The 17,235-nt window shown below is 46.9% G+C and carries 14 protein-coding genes; 3 read left to right on the top strand and 11 right to left on the bottom strand.

Features of this window, described 5'->3' with window-relative positions; genetic code table 11:
* Positions 1-15: 15 nt before the first annotated feature.
* Positions 16-615 carry a ribonuclease HII gene (gene rnhB / locus Q5L94_RS12060; protein WP_317498686.1) on the bottom strand — a complete coding sequence of 200 codons (600 nt, stop codon included), beginning with the start codon at positions 613-615 and terminating at the stop codon, positions 16-18.
* Between the two features lie 66 nt (positions 616-681).
* Between rnhB and Q5L94_RS12055 the strand changes: the two genes are divergently transcribed.
* On the top strand, positions 682-2,253 hold the full coding sequence (locus Q5L94_RS12055) for an AbgT family transporter (RefSeq protein WP_317498637.1): 1,572 nt from the start codon (positions 682-684) through the stop codon (positions 2,251-2,253).
* Between the two features lie 39 nt (positions 2,254-2,292).
* On the opposite strand, the gene Q5L94_RS12050 is transcribed toward Q5L94_RS12055, so the two are convergent.
* Together Q5L94_RS12050 and Q5L94_RS12045 are read right to left on the bottom strand one after the other, a co-directional pair.
* Positions 2,293-3,588: a PAS domain-containing methyl-accepting chemotaxis protein gene (locus Q5L94_RS12050; RefSeq protein ID WP_317498636.1), complete on the bottom strand. Its 1,296-nt coding sequence runs from the start codon at positions 3,586-3,588 to the stop codon at positions 2,293-2,295.
* Between the two features lie 149 nt (positions 3,589-3,737).
* Positions 3,738-4,151 carry a VOC family protein gene (locus Q5L94_RS12045; protein WP_317498635.1) on the bottom strand — a complete coding sequence of 138 codons (414 nt, stop codon included), beginning with the start codon at positions 4,149-4,151 and terminating at the stop codon, positions 3,738-3,740.
* 70 nt (positions 4,152-4,221) lie between these two features.
* Between Q5L94_RS12045 and Q5L94_RS12040 the strand changes: the two genes are divergently transcribed.
* Entirely contained in the window at positions 4,222-4,635 is a 414-nt protein-coding gene (locus Q5L94_RS12040) for a DUF3293 domain-containing protein (RefSeq protein ID WP_317498634.1), read from the top strand.
* A 27-nt stretch (positions 4,636-4,662) separates the two neighbouring features.
* Positions 4,663-5,556 carry a DMT family transporter gene (locus Q5L94_RS12035; RefSeq protein ID WP_317498685.1) on the top strand — a complete coding sequence of 298 codons (894 nt, stop codon included), beginning with the start codon at positions 4,663-4,665 and terminating at the stop codon, positions 5,554-5,556.
* On the opposite strand, the gene Q5L94_RS12030 is transcribed toward Q5L94_RS12035, so the two are convergent.
* From Q5L94_RS12030 to Q5L94_RS11995, 8 genes are all read right to left on the bottom strand, one after another.
* Complete coding sequence (locus Q5L94_RS12030; RefSeq protein ID WP_317498633.1) at positions 5,546-6,601, bottom strand: endonuclease/exonuclease/phosphatase family protein; 1,056 nt, start codon at positions 6,599-6,601, stop codon at positions 5,546-5,548. The two genes, Q5L94_RS12035 and Q5L94_RS12030, sit on opposite strands and share 11 nt — an antisense overlap.
* 415 nt (positions 6,602-7,016) lie before the next feature.
* Positions 7,017-8,594: a dihydrolipoyllysine-residue acetyltransferase gene (locus Q5L94_RS12025; RefSeq protein ID WP_317498632.1), complete on the bottom strand. Its 1,578-nt coding sequence runs from the start codon at positions 8,592-8,594 to the stop codon at positions 7,017-7,019.
* A 12-nt stretch (positions 8,595-8,606) separates the two neighbouring features.
* A complete protein-coding gene (locus tag Q5L94_RS12020) occupies positions 8,607-9,584 on the bottom strand; it encodes an alpha-ketoacid dehydrogenase subunit beta (protein WP_317498631.1) in 978 nt (325 codons plus the stop codon).
* The gene (locus Q5L94_RS12015) at positions 9,584-10,771 is read right to left on the bottom strand and encodes a thiamine pyrophosphate-dependent dehydrogenase E1 component subunit alpha (protein ID WP_317498630.1); all 1,188 of its coding nucleotides are present in this window, start codon (positions 10,769-10,771) and stop codon (positions 9,584-9,586) included. The genes Q5L94_RS12020 and Q5L94_RS12015 overlap by 1 nt, the downstream gene beginning before the upstream one ends.
* Positions 10,772-10,928: 157 nt before the next feature.
* On the bottom strand, positions 10,929-11,960 hold the full coding sequence (astE, locus tag Q5L94_RS12010; protein ID WP_317498629.1) for a succinylglutamate desuccinylase: 1,032 nt from the start codon (positions 11,958-11,960) through the stop codon (positions 10,929-10,931).
* Positions 11,961-11,972: 12 nt separating this feature from the next.
* Positions 11,973-12,683 carry a DUF599 domain-containing protein gene (locus Q5L94_RS12005; RefSeq protein ID WP_317498628.1) on the bottom strand — a complete coding sequence of 237 codons (711 nt, stop codon included), beginning with the start codon at positions 12,681-12,683 and terminating at the stop codon, positions 11,973-11,975.
* A 131-nt stretch (positions 12,684-12,814) separates the two neighbouring features.
* A complete protein-coding gene (locus tag Q5L94_RS12000) occupies positions 12,815-15,991 on the bottom strand; it encodes an efflux RND transporter permease subunit (protein ID WP_317498627.1) in 3,177 nt (1,058 codons plus the stop codon).
* 5 nt (positions 15,992-15,996) lie between these two features.
* Entirely contained in the window at positions 15,997-17,226 is a 1,230-nt protein-coding gene (locus tag Q5L94_RS11995) for an efflux RND transporter periplasmic adaptor subunit (protein WP_317498626.1), read from the bottom strand.
* Positions 17,227-17,235: the final 9 nt, after the last annotated feature.

Here is a 17,235-nt window from a genome sequence, read left to right as displayed (position 1 = left end):
AATTTTCGGGTTAAATCACAAGTTAGCCAAAAGCCGCTTAACCGGGTTAAAGCCTTTACGATGTATAGGGCAAGGCCCGTATTTTTCTAATAATTCCAGGTGCTTTTTTGTGCCATAAGCTTTGTGCTTATCAAATTCATACTGTGGGTATAGTTCGTGCCACTTGAGCATTTGTCGGTCCCGCTCCACTTTCGCTAAAATTGAGGCGGCAGCAATGCACTGTTCGCTGGCATCGCCACCTACAATGGCCTTGGCAGGTACATTCAACTCCGGAACCCGGTTACCGTCTACCAGCACCATATCGGGCTTTAGCGGAAGCGCTTCCACGGCTCGCTGCATAGCTTTCATCGACGCCCATAGAATATTAATGGCTTCTATTTCGTCAGGATCAGACTGAGCAATAGACCAATAGAGTGCCTTTTCTTTTATTTCCAGACTCAGCTTTTCACGCTTCTTTTCGCTCAGTTTTTTTGAGTCGTTAAGCCCTTCAATTGGGTTATCCGGGTCTAAAATGACGGCCGCTGCCACAACCGGCCCGGCAATAGGTCCGCGACCCGCTTCATCTGTACCACAAATCATCGACACTTTTTCACCCTGTTTGCTTTGTTCCACCATAGAATAATGGTTATGATACCTGCGCATAATAATTAGACCAATAAAATAACAATCAGGGGTTTCACCATGGCTCAATCTCCACAACCAGACCGTTCGCAAAAGGACAAGCCGGACGGTCTGTTAAATCGCCTCTTGGATGGCGTTGAAAAGGTCGGTAATAAATTGCCTGACCCGGCTGTCATGTTTTTTGGCTTATTAATCATTGTCTGGGTAATGTCTTGGCTGTTATCCGGCGTCAGCTTTGACGAAAAGCACCCTCTAACCGGTGACACAATAGGCGTTACCAACCTATTAAGTGGTACCGAAATGGCCGCATTTCTTGCCAACATGGTCGACACCTTCATGGGGTTTGCGCCTCTAGGTGTTGTGCTGGTTGCCATGCTAGGTGTCGGTGTAGCCGAGCGCTCGGGGTTTATTAATGTCGCCATAAAGTTGATGCTTAACGTCACGCCCAAAATGTTACTGACACCAGTACTGATTCTGGTTGCTATTGTCAGTCATACTGCCGTTGATGCAGGCTATGTACTGGTTATTCCTTTAGGTGGTGTGATTTTCTACGCTGCCGGCAGACACCCGTTGGCCGGTATCGCGGCGGCCTTTGCTGGTGTTTCCGGCGGCTTCAGTGCCAACTTTGTTCCTTCAGCTGTAGACCCTTTGTTACAAGGCTTTACTGAAAGTGCCGCACAAATTATTGATGCGGACATGCAATTGAACCCACTGAACAACTATTACTTTACCGCCGCTTCGTCAATTGTCGTCGTTGCCATTGGCTGGTTCCTGACGGACAAAGTGGTTGAGCCTCGTTTGCGCGGTGCCGAAATTGATGGTGATACCGATGACATGCCGGCACTAGACGATGTCTCCCCACGTGACCGCAAAGCATTTTATGCTGGCGTAATCACCATGGCGGTAGGGTTGGCTTTGTTGTACTTCTCAGCAACGGCTGAAAATACTCCTTTGGCTGACCCGGCAACCGGTGAATTGGCATCTTACTCAGCCCCTCTTATGGGCATGATTGTTCCGCTCATCTTCCTGCTGTTTATTATTCCGGGCATTGTTCACGGTTATATTTCCGGTAATTTCGGTAACTCACAGGATGTTATCAGTGCAATGACTAAGTCGATGGAAGGCATGGCCTACTATATGGTTATGGCGTTCTTCTGTGCCTTATTCATAAAAGCCTTCGGCGACTCACAGCTCGGCACATTAATTTCCGTTAAAGGGGCTAACTTCCTGGCGAGCTTAGAGCTGTCCGGTGGGGTCACTATGGTAGGTATTGTTTTCTTAGTGGCTTTTATTAACTTATTTGTCGGTTCAGCATCGGCTAAATGGGCCCTGATATCGCCTATTTTTGTGCCTATGCTTATGCAGCTGGGCTATTCACCCGACTTAACTCAGGCTGCTTACCGTGTCGGTGATTCATCCAGTAACATTATTACGCCGTTACTGCCTTACTTCCCACTGGTCGTTCTTTATTGTCAGCGCTATGTTAAAGGCACAGGCATAGGTACTTTAGTAGCAATGATGCTGCCCTATACTGTAGCGCTCTTAATACTCTGGTCTGCCTTCCTTATTCTCTACTGGACTCTTGGCTTTCCTCTGGGTATTCAGGCAAACTACGTTTATCCTGCTGGCTAACTACTGGTATCTGAGCTCGTATAAAAACAGTGAGTCACCTTACGAAAGGTGGCTCACTGCATTGACGACATTCGTTGCGCCTTCATCTACCTTTTCTATCAAGTCTTTCACTTTTCCAATTTGCTCTTTGCTCAGTTCAGCCATTTTTTGAATATCATCTATCGATGTCGATATAGCCTGAGAAACCTCAGAGCTGCGTTCCATAACGCCGGAAATTTGACTGGTTGCCTGTGTCGTCCGCGACGCTAAATTTCTCACTTCATCTGCAACAACAGCGAATCCTCGTCCGTGCTCTCCGGCTCTGGCCGCCTCAATAGCTGCGTTCAACGCCAATAAGTTCGTTTGATCTGCCAGTCCGTTAATTGTTTTAACAATATCCTCGATACTGCGAGCCTGCTCGTGAAGTTGCTCAATCACTTCATCTGTTTTGTTACTTTTCGAAAGAATCTCATTCGAGGTTTCTACTGATACTTCAATCGAGGCTTTACCCTCTCTGACAATAGAAGCGGTTTGCTGCGAAGTAGAATAAGCCACAGCAGCAGCCTCCGCTGTTTGCTGAGCTTTAACCACGCTGGCCGTTACGTCACTGGCGAATTTAATGATCTTTGTCACCTGCCCATTCTCATCAAAAATGGGGTTGTAGCTGGCCTCAAGCCAAATGGCCTCTCCGTGTTTACTCAGGCGTTTAAATTGGCCTGTTTTAAACTGACCGTCACTCAGTTCTTTCCAGAAGCTGGGGTTTTCATCATAAAACGCCTGCTCACAAAACAGGCGGTGATGACGTCCTTCAATTTCATCAGCCCGGTAACCTACTGTGTCTAAAAAGTTCTTATTGGCACGAAGGATCTCGCCCGATGGAGAGAATTCTATGGTTGCCATGGACTTATCAATTGCAGTGCTAACAGCGACCTGGTGTTCTAACTCCAGAACTTCGCGAGTCACATCTTTCGCTATTTTAGTTATATATTCGACCTGCCCCTCTGAATTTTTAATCGGGAAATAAGAAGCCTCAAGCCACATGACATTCCCATTGTTACGGAACCTCTTAAAGCGTCCATGGTGAGACTGCCCCTGCGCCAATTGCTTCCAAAAGTTCTGATACTCTGTGCTTGTCGCATAGTCGTTATCACAAAAGATCTTGTGGTGCTTTGATACTATCTCGTCAAGCCGATAACCCATGGCTTCTAAAAACAGATTATTAGCATTTATGATGTAACCTTGCGGGGTAAAATCAATTCGAGCGATATTATCGTCAATGGCATTTATCAGCTGTTCGTACTCACCCAATTCTTTATTAGCTTGCGCAAGTTGATACTTCGTTTTTGAGCCAAACATGGGCTTTCCTATTCATCATAAATAAAAAATAATATAAGAAGATACGCTCAGTAAAATAGTTCAGGATCATTTTTACGCGTTTTATCGAGAAAAAATTCAGATAAATCTAAATATTTCAAGGATTCGCTGATGGGATTCTTTTACTTCTGCTAAGCACTCCAGGCCGGGTTCCAGGTTACTTCCCAAATATGTCCGTCTGGATCTTTGAAAAAACCACCGTAGCCACCCCAGAACAAGTCCTTTGCAGGTTTAAGAATATCGGCCCCTGCCCGTTCCGCTTCCACCATAACCTCATCAACCGCACTGCGGGAATTGACGTTATGACTTAACAACACTTCATTCGCTGCACGGGCAACTTCAACGCCCATTTCATTAGCAATGCTTGTACGCGGCCATAAAGCCAGTCTGAGCCCACTGGGTAATTTAAAGAAAACCACGGCGCCATGTTCAAACTCTTCACCAATAATGCCATCGGTTTCCCAACCCAGACCGTCCTGATAAAACGCCAATGAACGTTTCAGATCATCAACACCTAAAGTGATCACACTAATACTGGGGTTCATAGAACATCTTCACGGTTAACGCTAAAATCTTGCTATGTACTCTAATCAACATCGATACTCGGGTCAAAGCATGGATAAAGAACTGCTAGACAACTATAAAAATACGGATTATTGGTTCGCCGTTGGAGAAAAGACAATCACTTTGACGATAGGCCAAAAGAATAATGCCTTTGACCGGTTATGTGAACGTACTGGTCACACTACAGGCACCTTTATCACGGCTTTTAACCCACAAAGCCAATTGCTTACAAAATCCGAAAATGAAAGCAGAAATAAGCAATTAGCGACTCATTTAGAACAAATAGCTGACGTTTGCTGTTTTTCAGGAGAAGGTCAGGACCGCGAAAAGCAATGGCCGCCGGAAGCCAGTTTTATGGTTTTAGGCCTTAGCCAGAAAACAGCCATTGACCTGGCGCAAGAGTATCAGCAAAATGCGCTGGTCTGGATTGAATACCAACAAGCTGCAGTACTCATCGACGTATGAGTTAAGGGGTCACTATGCCATCACACCATAGCCGCTGATAAACAAGCCTTTGTTTATGCGATCATCGCCGTACTTTTATGGTCAACGGTGGCTACCGCATTCAAAATAACCCTGCAGTACATGACCCCATTGCAGATGGTTACTGCAGCCAGTAGTGTTTCTTTTGTCATTCTAGCGCTGGTCTGCCTTATTCAGAAGAAAACCAGCGAATTAATACTCGAGCTACGTAAAATGCCCTTGTATTACCTGCTCATGGGGCTTATTAATCCACTCATTTATTATTTGGTGCTTTTCCAGGCTTATAAACTGCTGCCGGCTTCCGAAGCTCAACCACTCAATTACACCTGGGCCATTGCCCTTAGCATTATGGCCGCTCTGTTTTTAAAACAAAGCATACGGCGTCGCGACTGGGTTGCCTGCGCCTTAGGTTATTTTGGAGTACTGGTTATTGCCACACGCGGTAATGTGCTTGAGCTTAGCTTCAGTGATCCCTGGGGCGTTACGCTGGCGTTAATTTCCACTTTCTTGTGGGCTGGCTACTGGATCCTGAATACGCGCCGTAACGCCGATTCTGTTGTTAGCTTAGTACTTTCTTTCGGCTTAGCCTTACCCATACTTATTGCCGCCAGTTTTATCTGGAGTGACTGGTCTGAAATACCCTGGCAAGGCTGGGCGGCGGTAAGCTACGTAGGCCTATTTGAAATGGGAATAACCTTTCTATTCTGGTTAAAAGCCATGAAAACAGCCACTAATACGGCGCTTATCAGCAACTTAATTTTTATTTCGCCCTTTATCTCGCTGTTGCTGCTCTCGGTCGTAATTGGCGAAACCATTTATCCAAGTACGCTGGCTGGGCTTATGCTCATTATTTTCGGGCTGTTAGTTCAACGTATTCACTTTCGGCGTAAGCTTAAGCCATAGCCTTATCCACAATTTCATCAGCCGCTTCTTTGTCATCTTCATCTGGCGAAGGTCCATCATTTGCACCATTCTCATGAGCAGCCAAAGCAAGCTCTGTGAGTAAAGGAAAATGGTCAGAACCAAAGCCTGGCAAGCGCGTCATCGAAACCAAAGCAAAATGATGGCTATGGAAAATATGATCAAGAGGCCAGCGGGCAAACCAGTGTTCGGCATGAAATGTATTAAACATGCCACGCCCAATACGAGGGTCTAACAAGCCACTAAGTTTGCGGAAAAGAAGCGTCGTGCGGGACCAGGCAACGTCATTTAAATCCCCCGTGACTATCGTCGGATATTTCTCCGGCTCAACCCGGCGTGCAACCAACACCAGTTCAGCATCGCGTTCTTCTGACTCTTCATTCTCGGAAGGACTTGGCGGTGCCGGATGCACGAAGTGCGTTTTTACTTTCTGCCCGCAAGGCAGTTCGATAAAACAATGCACCGACGGTTTATCGTCTTCAACCAGATATTCAACACTGACATCAGACAACGACAGGCGAGAATAAACGTGCATACCGTAGAGGTTATCTAAAGGGACTTTGACCGTATGTGGATAATCCTTTTCAATTGCATCCAACCGTTCCTGCCACCAGTCATCAGACTCAAGCGTAACCAATACATCTGGCGTAAAGTCATGAACGAGCTTTAGCAAGCCATCACTATTATGATTAGGGGTAAGAACATTCGCTGTCATGATGCGCAAACGCTCATCAGCGTTACCCGCCTGGACGGCTTCAACCTCCTTAGGAAAGAAAAAAGTGTAAGGGACAACCCACCACAGCTGACAGACTAAACAACCAATGAGAGCCCCCGCAGCAATAGCGGTAACAGACGTCCAGTCACGAATAACAACCAAGCCGACAACCAGCAGAGCCGCTAATAACACCGACAGCTGCAAGCGGGGGAAATCCAGACCACGTATCCACCAAACTTGCAACCGGGACAATGGCACCAGGGTAAGCACCAACAGTAATACCGCTAAAGAAAGGTAAGTAATTTCAAACATGCTGGCTCTCGATACTTCTAAGATAAGAAAACAATAGCACAGCTGCGAAGGATAAGGTGAAAGGAAGTGTTAACGCTCCTACGGATAGAGCGCTCCGCTTGGAGTCAAGACCCTCTGATACAGGAGACGCAGCGAGCTCATCCATGAGGGCTTGACGAAGGCCATCCCTGGCCTTCGACACTCCTGTATCAGAGGGTTTTAACTTCAGGCGCTACGCCCACTATCCGTAGGATCTGCTAGCTTTATTTAACTTACTGAACGCAGATGTAGATAGCCAGAAACAAAAAAAAGAGTTAGGTGTAAGTTAAGAAACTGTGTGACGCCAAGGATGGCGTCACCCAAGCCCCCAAGGAGGGGGTCACGGCGTGTTTCTTAACTTAGCCTAACTCTCTTTGTTTCTGGCTCAGCCTCTATCTCAGACCATATTTACCAGCATGCTGGTTGGGTCTTCGAGGTATTCCTGCCAGAGTTTGTTGAAACGGGCAATGGTACCGCCGTCGATAATACGATGATCACCTGACCAGCTTACCGTCATTATCTTGCGGGCAACCACGTTACCGTTGGCATCAAAGCGCGGCAGTTCCTGCACCTTACCTAAAGCGACAATCGCCGCTTCCGGCTTATTGATAATAGGTGTTGCCACCGTACCGCCAATAACGCCAATATTTGAAATGCTGATAGTACCGCCTTTCATATCGGCTTGCGGCAACTTGCCCTCGCGCGATGCCTGAGTCAGACGAGTCACTTCATTGGCTACATCGATGATGCTCTTGTTTTGCACCTGCTTGACGTTAGGTACTAACAGGCCAATTTTGGTATCAACGGCCATGCCAATGTTGTGATCATCAAAGTAAGTGATCTCAGTACAGTCTTCATTCACCTGTGCATTCATCACCGGGAATTCTTTCATCGCCAGCGACAAAGCTTTTATAAAGAATGGCATGACAGTTAACCGAATGCCTTTCTCTTTGTATTGCTCTTTTAGCTTTTCACGCAATGCGATTAAGTCAGTAACATCAAATTCATCGGCGTAGGTGAAATGCGGGATCGTACTGACCGAGCTCATCATCTGCTTGGCCATAGCCGCTTTCACACCGCGGATAGCTTCGGTACGAGTACCACCGCTGGTCGCAGCTGCTTTCTGCGGTTGCTGACTATCGCTTGATGCCGCTGACTTCTGTTCACCCGATTTAAAGGCTTCAATATCTTTCTTCAGAACCCGCCCTTTTTTACCTGAACCGGGCACTTCAGCAATGTTAATATCACTTTCGCGGGCCAGACGACGCACTGCCGGGCTGGCAATGGCTTTGCCTTGACGCGCTTTCGCTGGCGGCTCCGCTTCTGCTTTGGAGCCAGATGGCGAAGTCTTAGCCTCAGGGTCAACATGACTCTGTGGGGCATTTGAAGTAGATTCCTGAACGCCGCCCGCTGGCTTCAACGCAAACAGTGGCTTGTGTACTTCCGCAATATCACCTTTTTTATGATACAGCTTGACCACGGTACCGTCGTCTTTAGCCGGAATTTCAACCGTTGCTTTGTCCGTCATAACTTCAACAACCGGTTGGTCTTCTTTCACTTCGTCGCCTTCAGACACCAGCCATTCAACGATTTCGCACTCAACAATACCTTCGCCAATATCAGGCAAAATAAAGTCAGTTGTGTCGCCGCCGCTTGAAGTTTGTTTTTCCTCTGTTTTCGGTTCTTCTTTTTTAGTCGGCTCGCTTTCTTTAGCCGGCGCTTCATCAGAAGTTCCGTCAGCTGGCTTAATTGCAAATAACGGTTCGTGAACCTTAGCAATATCGCCTTTCTGGTAATACAGTTTTTCTACAACGCCGTCGTCTTTGGCCGGGATCTCAACCATAGCTTTGTCAGTCATGACCTCAACTACGGGTTGATCTTCTTTAACCTCGTCACCTTCGGCAACCAGCCACTCAACGATTTCGCACTCTACGATCCCTTCGCCGATATCGGGCAGAATAAAGTCTTTACTCATGTCGATGGGTCCTTAGTAGTTCATTGAGCGTTTGATCGCTTCATAAATCTTCAAGTGATCAGCCATGTACTCTTTTTCGTGACACAGCGGATACGGTACGTCGATACCGCACACTCGGCCAATTGGTGATTCCAGATACAAGAAGCATTTGTCCTGAACCGTTGCCGCAATTTCGCTGGCGAAGCCACCGGTAATAGGAGCCTCCTGAGTGATCACCAAACGACCGGTTTTTAAAACCGATTGTGTAACGGTTTCAACATCCCATGGAGAAATGGTCCGCAAGTCAATGACTTCGCACGACACGCCGTCTTCTTCTGATTTTTCCACCGCTTTTTCAATCATTTCCATCTGCGCGCCCCAGCCAAGAACGGTAATATCCTTACCTTCTTTGACTACGTCGGCTTTGCCTAACGGAATGGTGTATTCTTCTTCCGGAACCTCGCCCGTTGAAGCACGGTACAAACGCTTCGGCTCCATGAATAACACCGGGTTTTTATCAAAAATAGCGCTCAGCAATAACCCTTTAGCTTCGTACGGGTTACGCGGGGTCACTATCTTTATGCCCGGCGTATGCGCAAAGTAAGCTTCCGGAGATTGCGAGTGGTAATGACCACCGGCGATACCACCACCGTACGGGGTACGAATGGTTAAACCACCCACGTTGAACTCATTACCTGAACGATAACGGAACTTGGCCGTCTCGTTCACGATTTGGTCAAACGCAGGGAAAATGTAGTCTCCGAACTGAATTTCGGCAATGGCATAACTGCCTTGTGACGCCAGGCCATTAGCAAAACCAATAATACCCTGCTCAACCAGCGGGGTATTAAAGTTACGATGCTTGCCGTATTTTTCAGTCAAGCCTGAAGTGGCGCGGAATACACCGCCAAAACCACCGGTATCTTCACCAAAACTGTATACATTGTCATGCTTAGCCATCGCCAGGTCTAGCGCGCTGTTGATGGCCTGTAATAAATTCATTTTAGCCATTAGTCCAGTCTCCCCGACGTTTTACTGTAGGCATCCGGGTATTTACGGATGTGCTCTTTTAACTCGTCTAACTGCTCTTTCAGCATGTCAGTCGGTTCGTCGTAAACATCATTGATCAGCTCATCAATGTGCGGGACCGGTACTTTTTCTGACTCTTTTAACGCCGCCAGAACTTTCGCCTTCACTTCAGCGTGATGCTCTTCAACGTGGTCTTTATCCAACCAGCCTTCGTTCATCATCCACTTCTGTAAACGCTCAAGCGGATCTTTCGCCTGCCAGTCTGCTTCTTCATCACGCGTACGGTAGCCTGTTGGGTCATCCGACGTCGAGTGACCAGACATGCGATAAGACATGGCTTCAATGAGAACTGGTTCGTTTTCTTCTACCGCCAGACGACGAGCTTCTTGTGTCGCTTTTAGTACGGCGAAAGCATCGTTACCGTCAATACGTATGGTTTTCATGCCATAGCCAATACCACGCGGGGCAATACCGTCACCGGCGTACTGTTCGCCTTGCGCCGGTGTAGAAATAGCGTAACCGTTATTACGGCAAAAGAAGATGACAGGCACTTTGTAAACCGACGCCATGTTCAAGGCTGCATGGAAGTCACCTTCTGACGCGGCGCCTTCACCAAAGTAACAGATAGTGCATTTATCGGTTTTGTCCATCTTCTGGCCAAATGCATAACCTGTTGCCTGTGGAATTTGCGTTCCTAAAGGCGACGAAATGGTCATAAAGTTTAAGTCAGCGCAACCGTAGTGAACTGGCATCTGACGACCTTTACCTAAGTCTTTCTCGTTAGAAAACAGCTGATTCATAAACTGTTCAACGGTAAAGCCTCTGTATGCTAAAGCGCCCTGCTCGCGGTATTGCCCCATGATCATATCACCAGCGTCTAGTGCGGCGGCAGACGCCACACTCTCGGCTTCCTCACCACGAGAGGCCAGATAGAAGCTAATACGGCCCTGACGTTGAGCGGCAATCATGCGTTCATCAAGAATACGGATAAATTGCATGGTGTCGTGAATTTTCACGATCAGCTCTTTATCGTACTCCGGCATGTCGGCATCTTTATGAAAACTGCCATCTTCTTTTAAGATTTGCAGCATTGGAATTGTGACTGAATCTTTATCAAACCATTTCGGTTTCGTCACAATTTCTGTGTCGTGTTTTTTATCCTTGACCATAACCTTCTCTTTCGGTTTTAAGCTGGGTTGGAAACTGCCGTTACTTTACCTTTACGTAAAGTGACATGCAAACCACCCCCCAATGAAAACTGAGTGCGCTAAGTGTAAATAGAAACGAACAGTCTTAACAAATTTCGGCAGCCTAGACTCATTAGTTTCAGACTAAATCGAGCGACTCCGTGGGTACTCGCACCACGGTTAATAGCGCCCGGTGCCCCAGCGCCACTTTGGCATTAGGGAAAATAATATGTTCACCGTCATGCTGCGCGTAACAGGCCTTGTCACCATCCCGGGCCAATAGCTCCCCTTTATTAAAAGAGGTGAAGTTAGCGACATCATCCGCAAAGTTTAGCTCAAAGTCCTGCTGAGTGCGGTTAATGGTTTGCGCTTCTTTAAATACATAGTGTTGTCCAGGTTCAAAGGAACCAAAATCCAGCTCAGTTTGCGAAATTAAGTTGCGTAAAGACGTTTCAGCTGCGGCAAATTTAGTCCTGTCATTTTCGCCAAATGGACGAACTTTACCCAGCTCAACAGTAAACGCATGGGCATTAAACTGACGTGCGCTAAAATATGAAAATGTCGTTGTCGGTGCCTGATTTAATAATATCGTATCAACGCCACAAGCCAGCAAAAACTGCAGCTGTTGGCGGCTGTAAGGCGCACCGTGCGTAAACGGATAAACCGCAAATTTTTCACGTTTTGAGTCGCGAATAGCGGTATGTAAATCATAATGGAAACGTTCGCGGGAACCTTCCGGAGCCGATTGGTAGAAACGCTCTACATAATTTTCTATCTTTTCTGCTCGCTCGCGTTCTTTGTTTTGCGTACTGCCTTTACTATGTGCTCCACTAAACAGCCGGTTCATGTTTTCTTCAACAAACCGTTCACCTTTATTTATTGAGGCCGGGTTGGCAATCAAAAACAGCGTACGGTGCGTGACTGTCTGCTTTTCATCAATAATGTCATTAATGATATCCCGACATATTTCGATAGGAGCGGTTTCATTGCCATGCACCGCACAGGATAACACAATATCCTTGTGTCCCGGGCTAGCCGGCGAAACTTCTAACACCCCACTATCCCAGACCGAAAGTTTCGTGCCATTGCTCAGTGTTAAGTCATGGCTCTCGCTACAACCCCACTCATGTTCACGAGTCCAGGCCAGAAAATCAGAAAATACCTTATTCACAACCTTCTCCTATTATTTTTTTCCCGGCACATAGCCTTTCGTTGCCAACAATTCACGTAATACTCGTGAGCGATATTCACGACGATAAAGCACTGCGACCACCACAGCGCTTGAAGCAATTAAGATGACGGGATGCAGAAACCAGGATAAATAGGCCAAAGCAAAATAATATGTGCGCAGGCCTTTATTGTACTCATGCCCGGACTGATCCAGTACTTTTGCCGCATGCATAGCAAAACGCCGACGCTCTTCTTCTGGTTTATTGCTCTGATGATACTCAACCGAAGCTCCCAACAGGACAGACACAAAGCCGAACTGACGAATAGACCAGGTAAACTTAAAAAAGGCGTAGATAAAGATAATGGCTAACACCGACAGTTTAAACTGCACCAAAATAGAACTGGTATCGGGACTCATCGGAATTTCATTTAGCACCAATACAACTTCATCTGCATGCGCTAAGACCGTAATAACACCAGCCAGAACTAAAATGGTAGAAGAGGCGAAAAAGGTTACAGTTCTCTCGACATTCCCAATAAGCGACGCGTCAGCAACTTGATTCTCCTTGTGCATGACAGTGGTAAACCAGTCAATTCTTAACGAGCACAAAATGCTCGACAGACAATGCGTAGTTCGGGCTCGTTTGCGGGCGAACAATGAATAGCCTATCCAGCAGAAAAAGAAAAATAGCAATGCGGCAAGATCAAGAAGCGACAGCAACATGTCAGCGTTTCCTCTGGAGTGTTCGGTTATTAATAATTTAACAGTTTAGAGTAGTTAGTTTACCAGTTTATGACGAACCATACGATAAAGCCGGAGACTTAGCTCCGGCTTTCTTTTATTTGCTCAGGCACTTAGTAGTGTTCCAGTGCCTCTTTGGTGCTCATGTCTTTAGGTTCAGGCGGTGTTGCCAGCCCATACCAGGACAACATGGTACGCACTCCTCGCTTGGTATCAGCCAAAATCAAGTACAGACAAGGGATTAACAACAAGGTAATGACCGTTGCGAAAATAATACCAAAGGCCAGTGATATTGCCATTGGTATTACTATTTTAGCCTGCAGACTCTTCTCCAGAACTATTGGAAGCAAGCCGAAGAAAGTCGTTAACGAGGTTAGGGTTATTGCACGGAAGCGGCGACAACCGGCATCCAGCACCGCCTTACGTAAATCCGTTCCCATATCCCGGGCTCGGTTAACATAGTCGACCATGACCAGACTGTCATTCACCACCACCCCGGCTAATGCAATAATGCCAAACAGACTTAAAATGCTGACCGGCATACCAATAACCCAGTGCCCAATAACTGCGCCAATCATACCGAAAGGTATTACCGACATAATAATTAATGGCTGACTATAAGACTTCAGTGGGATGGCCATTAACGCATAGACAGCAAACATTGCAAGCAGTCCGCCAATAGCCAGCGAGCTGGTTGCTTCGGCTTCATCCTGAGTCGCTCCCTGCAGTTGGAAACCAACACTCGGGTACTTATCCAGAATGGGCTGAATTTTATCTTCACGTACTTCGTTGACAATGCGGAAAGGCTCTACTCTGTCTTTATCGACTCGCGCACGAACGTTTACAGAGCGCTGGCGGTCAATACGAGTAATAGTGCTATAACCTTCCGCGAACTCGATATCAGCCAGTTCGGTAAATGGAATTTCAGAACCATCAGGGCCACGCAGCTTCATATCCTGCAAGTTGCCAACGGACTCCCGCTGATCACGAGGGTAACGAACCATGACTTTAACTTCTTCGTCGCCACGCTGTATGCGCTGAGCTTCAGCACCATAAAAGGCGTAGCGAACCTGTGTAGCCAGTTCAGCCAGATTAATCCCCATAGCGGTTGCTAGCGGCTTGGTTTGCAGAAGAATTTCTTCTTTCCCGTCACCAAAGGTATCTTCAATATCAAATACCCCGTCGTAGTCGGCAAGTTTCAGTTTAAGCTCGTCAGCTGCTGCTTTCAGCTCGTCCAGATTCTCACCTATTAACTGAAACTCAACATCAAAGCCACTGCCACCGCTCATACTTCCCTGGAAGTTTAAGGCTTTGACTCCAGCCAATTCAGGAACAGACTCACGCCACTGATTCACAATTTCAAACCCGTCTATCTGACGGTCTTCGCCTTTTTGCAGCTCAACAAAAACGGTGCCGGAAGTATTGCCGTTCATCCAGATATTGGTATGACGAACAACGGCTTCACCGTCACTTTCTTTAATACGGCTATTTACCGCGTTAAGGGATTTTTCCACACTGTTCAAAACTTCAATGGTACGAGTTTCTGAAGTACCGGGCTGCATTTCAACATTCGCCTGGACAAAATCGCTGGGAATATCCGGGAAGAAAACCCAGCGCACAATACCTCCACTCATAAGGCCTGCCATCAGAATCAGCATACCGACAAAGGTTGCTAACGTTGTATAGCGGTAGTGCAGGCATTTTTTAAGAAATGGACGATAATGCTTCTCTACGAAAGACTTAATCGCACTCGCAAATTTATTGCGAAAACGTTGAAATGCATTATTTTTTTCACCCTTTTGTTTGGAGTATTTCATATTGGCGATGTGTGCCGGCAATATCAGTTTTGATTCTACCAACGAAAACGCCAGACAAAGAATAACGACCCAGGCAATAGACTCCCAAATAGCGCCCATCCCCCCTTCAACCGTCAACATGGGGACAAAGGCAACCATCGTTGTTAATACACCGAAGGTAGCGGGCATAGCCACACGCTTAGCCCCTGCAATAACGTTATCAATACTTTTTCCGTTTTCTTCTATTTCGGTATAGACACTCTCTCCTATGACTATCGCATCATCCACCACTATCCCTAACACGAGTATGAAGCCAAACAGCGAGATCATATTTATTGAGATATCAAACATCGGTAGAGGCATTAACGCAATGGTGCCTAAAAAACACACCGGAATGCCTATCATGACCCAGAACGCCAAACGCAGTTGTAAGAACAGGGACAACATGAGGAAAACCAACAGTCCGCCCATCCACATATTATCCAGCATCAGATCCAGGCGGCCTTGCAGGTAATACGAAGAGTCTCCCCATTGTGCTACCTGAACGCCATCAGGTAGCTCCTCATTTTTTCTCTTCGTATAGTCGCGGACGTATTCTGCTATTTTAAGATCGTTCTGATCACCCACTGACTGCACCCGGACAAAAGTTGCCGGTTTACCGTCAAAGCGGGTATAAGACTCTTCTTCAATAAAACCGTCTTCTACTTTGGCTATATCACCCAGAGTTAAACGCGTGCCGTCAGCACGGCTTAATAAGACAATTTCCTCAAACTCACCACCTACATAAGCCTGGTTATTAGCACGCAATAAAATGTCACCGTTGGGGGTTTTTATTGACCCACCCGCAACATCAATTGAGGTACCACGAACCGCGTCGACGATTTGCGAAAAGGTCAGTCCATAGCGTTCAAGATCCTGCTGAGAAATCTCAACCGAAATTTCATAATCACGGTCACCAACCACATCAACTTTGGTTATGCCGCCGACCGTCTTGAGCTCATCCCGAACTTCCTTTGCCAGCTCTTTACGGGAGCGCTCATCCAGGTCGCCATAAACCGACATCCAGATAACTTGCCGCTGTGGTCTTACCCGGTAAATATTGGGTTTTTCAATTTGCTGGGGAAAGTTAGGAATTGCATCCACCAGCATTTTTACCTCGTCCATGACAACTTGTACGTCATAGTCGGGTTCAACTTCCAGAGTGACACTACCGCCGCCTTCCCGTGACTGAGAAGTCATCTCTTCAACGCCATCAACATCTTCAATCGCATCTTCTATCAGCATAATGACGCCCTGCTCCACCTCCTGTGGCGCAGCACCGGGGAAAGGCACCTGAATGCTGATAATATTCAGTTCAATTTCCGGGAACATCTGCTTGCGCACAGTGAACACTGACAGCGCGCCTGCAACCAGAATAATGATCATCAATAAATTTGCGGCTACCGAGTTGCGTGCAAACCACGCAATCAGACCGGTTTGTTTTTCAGTCGTCATGATGTTTACCCGCCTACATTTTCAGAATCTTCGGCTTTTTTCTCACCGCTTTCATCTGCTTTAGCCGTTGTTTCCATTTGCTCTGGCAGTGGGTCGCCGGGCAAACGCACCTTCATACCCGGTAACGCATTCTTCAACTGCGTCAGCACCACTTTATCTCCACTTTCCAGCCCGGAACTGATAAGGCTCGTATTTCCCTGAGTTCGCACAACGTCAACATCACGTTTTTCCAGCTCTCGATTCTCAGGAACAACCCAGACAGACCCATCAGGGTTCAGTGCATACGTCGGCACTTCCATCACCCCTTTAGCTGCAGTCCCCTCTATTTTCGCTTGCACAAAACGTCCATAGCGCAAAGGTATTGGATGTGTCTCTTCACCCAAATTGTAAGGGTCGGAGACTTCTACGACACCATAAATAACACGGCTATTTTCATCTAAGACACCCTCTGTCCGAACCAGACGTCCCTGCCAGGTTGCAGACTCCCCGGAAACCATTGATTCTAACTGCACTCGGGGCGCTTCTTCCGCAAGAGCCGGATCAAGAATATACGTCATATCAAGGTCACTTAATGGCAACCGAACTTCTGCCGTACGGGTATCAAAAACCAGGGCGATTTGGCTACCCGTTGAAACAAACTGCCCCAGGTTGGCTTCTTTACTACGGAGTACGCTATCGTAAGGTGCTTTTATGGTGGTTCGCTCTAAATCACGCTCTGCTCTGGCAAGATTAGCTTCAGCCGACTCGACTGCGGCAATAGCGCTGGCCAGTTGCGGTTTACGCAAACCAAGTTCGGGAGCATCTCCTTCTTTAAATGCAGACCATTCTTCTTCAGCAACGCGAGCCCGCGCCTTCTCTTGCTCTAACTCGGACTGAGCCTGTAACAAGTTAGCTCGGGCCTGCTGGACTGCAACTTCATAATCAGATGGATCGACCTGAACCAGTGTATCGCCTTTTTTGAAAAAACCACCGGCATGGTAATTCTCAGCAACATCGACAATTTGTCCGGTCACTTCTGCCACCAGTGTGGTTGAATGCTTTGGTTTTACCGTTCCCTGCGAGTCTACAATAAAAGTCATGTCACGAGGGCTCACTTCCAGAACTTCAACCATCGCAGCGGGTTTACTTCTATCTTTCTGTTTTGGCGGCTCAGCAGACATACTTGCAAGTATCGCTAAAACGATAGCTCCAACAATAATTAACGGCGGAATAAAGGCTCGTTTTTTTAATTTCATTTTTTATTG

Source organism: Idiomarina sp. Sol25, assembly GCF_033052775.1.
Lineage (GTDB): Bacteria > Pseudomonadota > Gammaproteobacteria > Enterobacterales > Alteromonadaceae > Idiomarina.
The sequence above is the reverse complement of the archived record's forward strand: the minus strand, read 5'-3'. Positions and strand labels throughout refer to the sequence as shown.

What these genes read in the sequence shown, in the direction of transcription:
- rnhB (WP_317498686.1), bottom strand. Translation starts at nt 615, where the DNA reads ATGGTGGAACAAAGCAAACAGGGTGAAAAAGTGTCGATGATTTGTGGT.
- Q5L94_RS12055 (WP_317498637.1), top strand. Translation starts at nt 682, where the DNA reads ATGGCTCAATCTCCACAACCAGACCGTTCGCAAAAGGACAAGCCGGAC.
- Q5L94_RS12050 (WP_317498636.1), bottom strand. Translation starts at nt 3,588, where the DNA reads ATGTTTGGCTCAAAAACGAAGTATCAACTTGCGCAAGCTAATAAAGAA.
- Q5L94_RS12045 (WP_317498635.1), bottom strand. Translation starts at nt 4,151, where the DNA reads ATGAACCCCAGTATTAGTGTGATCACTTTAGGTGTTGATGATCTGAAA.
- Q5L94_RS12040 (WP_317498634.1), top strand. Translation starts at nt 4,222, where the DNA reads ATGGATAAAGAACTGCTAGACAACTATAAAAATACGGATTATTGGTTC.
- Q5L94_RS12030 (WP_317498633.1), bottom strand. Translation starts at nt 6,601, where the DNA reads ATGTTTGAAATTACTTACCTTTCTTTAGCGGTATTACTGTTGGTGCTT.
- Q5L94_RS12025 (WP_317498632.1), bottom strand. Translation starts at nt 8,594, where the DNA reads ATGAGTAAAGACTTTATTCTGCCCGATATCGGCGAAGGGATCGTAGAG.
- Q5L94_RS12020 (WP_317498631.1), bottom strand. Translation starts at nt 9,584, where the DNA reads ATGGCTAAAATGAATTTATTACAGGCCATCAACAGCGCGCTAGACCTG.
- Q5L94_RS12015 (WP_317498630.1), bottom strand. Translation starts at nt 10,771, where the DNA reads ATGGTCAAGGATAAAAAACACGACACAGAAATTGTGACGAAACCGAAA.
- Q5L94_RS12005 (WP_317498628.1), bottom strand. Translation starts at nt 12,683, where the DNA reads ATGTTGCTGTCGCTTCTTGATCTTGCCGCATTGCTATTTTTCTTTTTC.
- Q5L94_RS12000 (WP_317498627.1), bottom strand. Translation starts at nt 15,991, where the DNA reads ATGACGACTGAAAAACAAACCGGTCTGATTGCGTGGTTTGCACGCAAC.
- Q5L94_RS11995 (WP_317498626.1), bottom strand. Translation starts at nt 17,226, where the DNA reads ATGAAATTAAAAAAACGAGCCTTTATTCCGCCGTTAATTATTGTTGGA.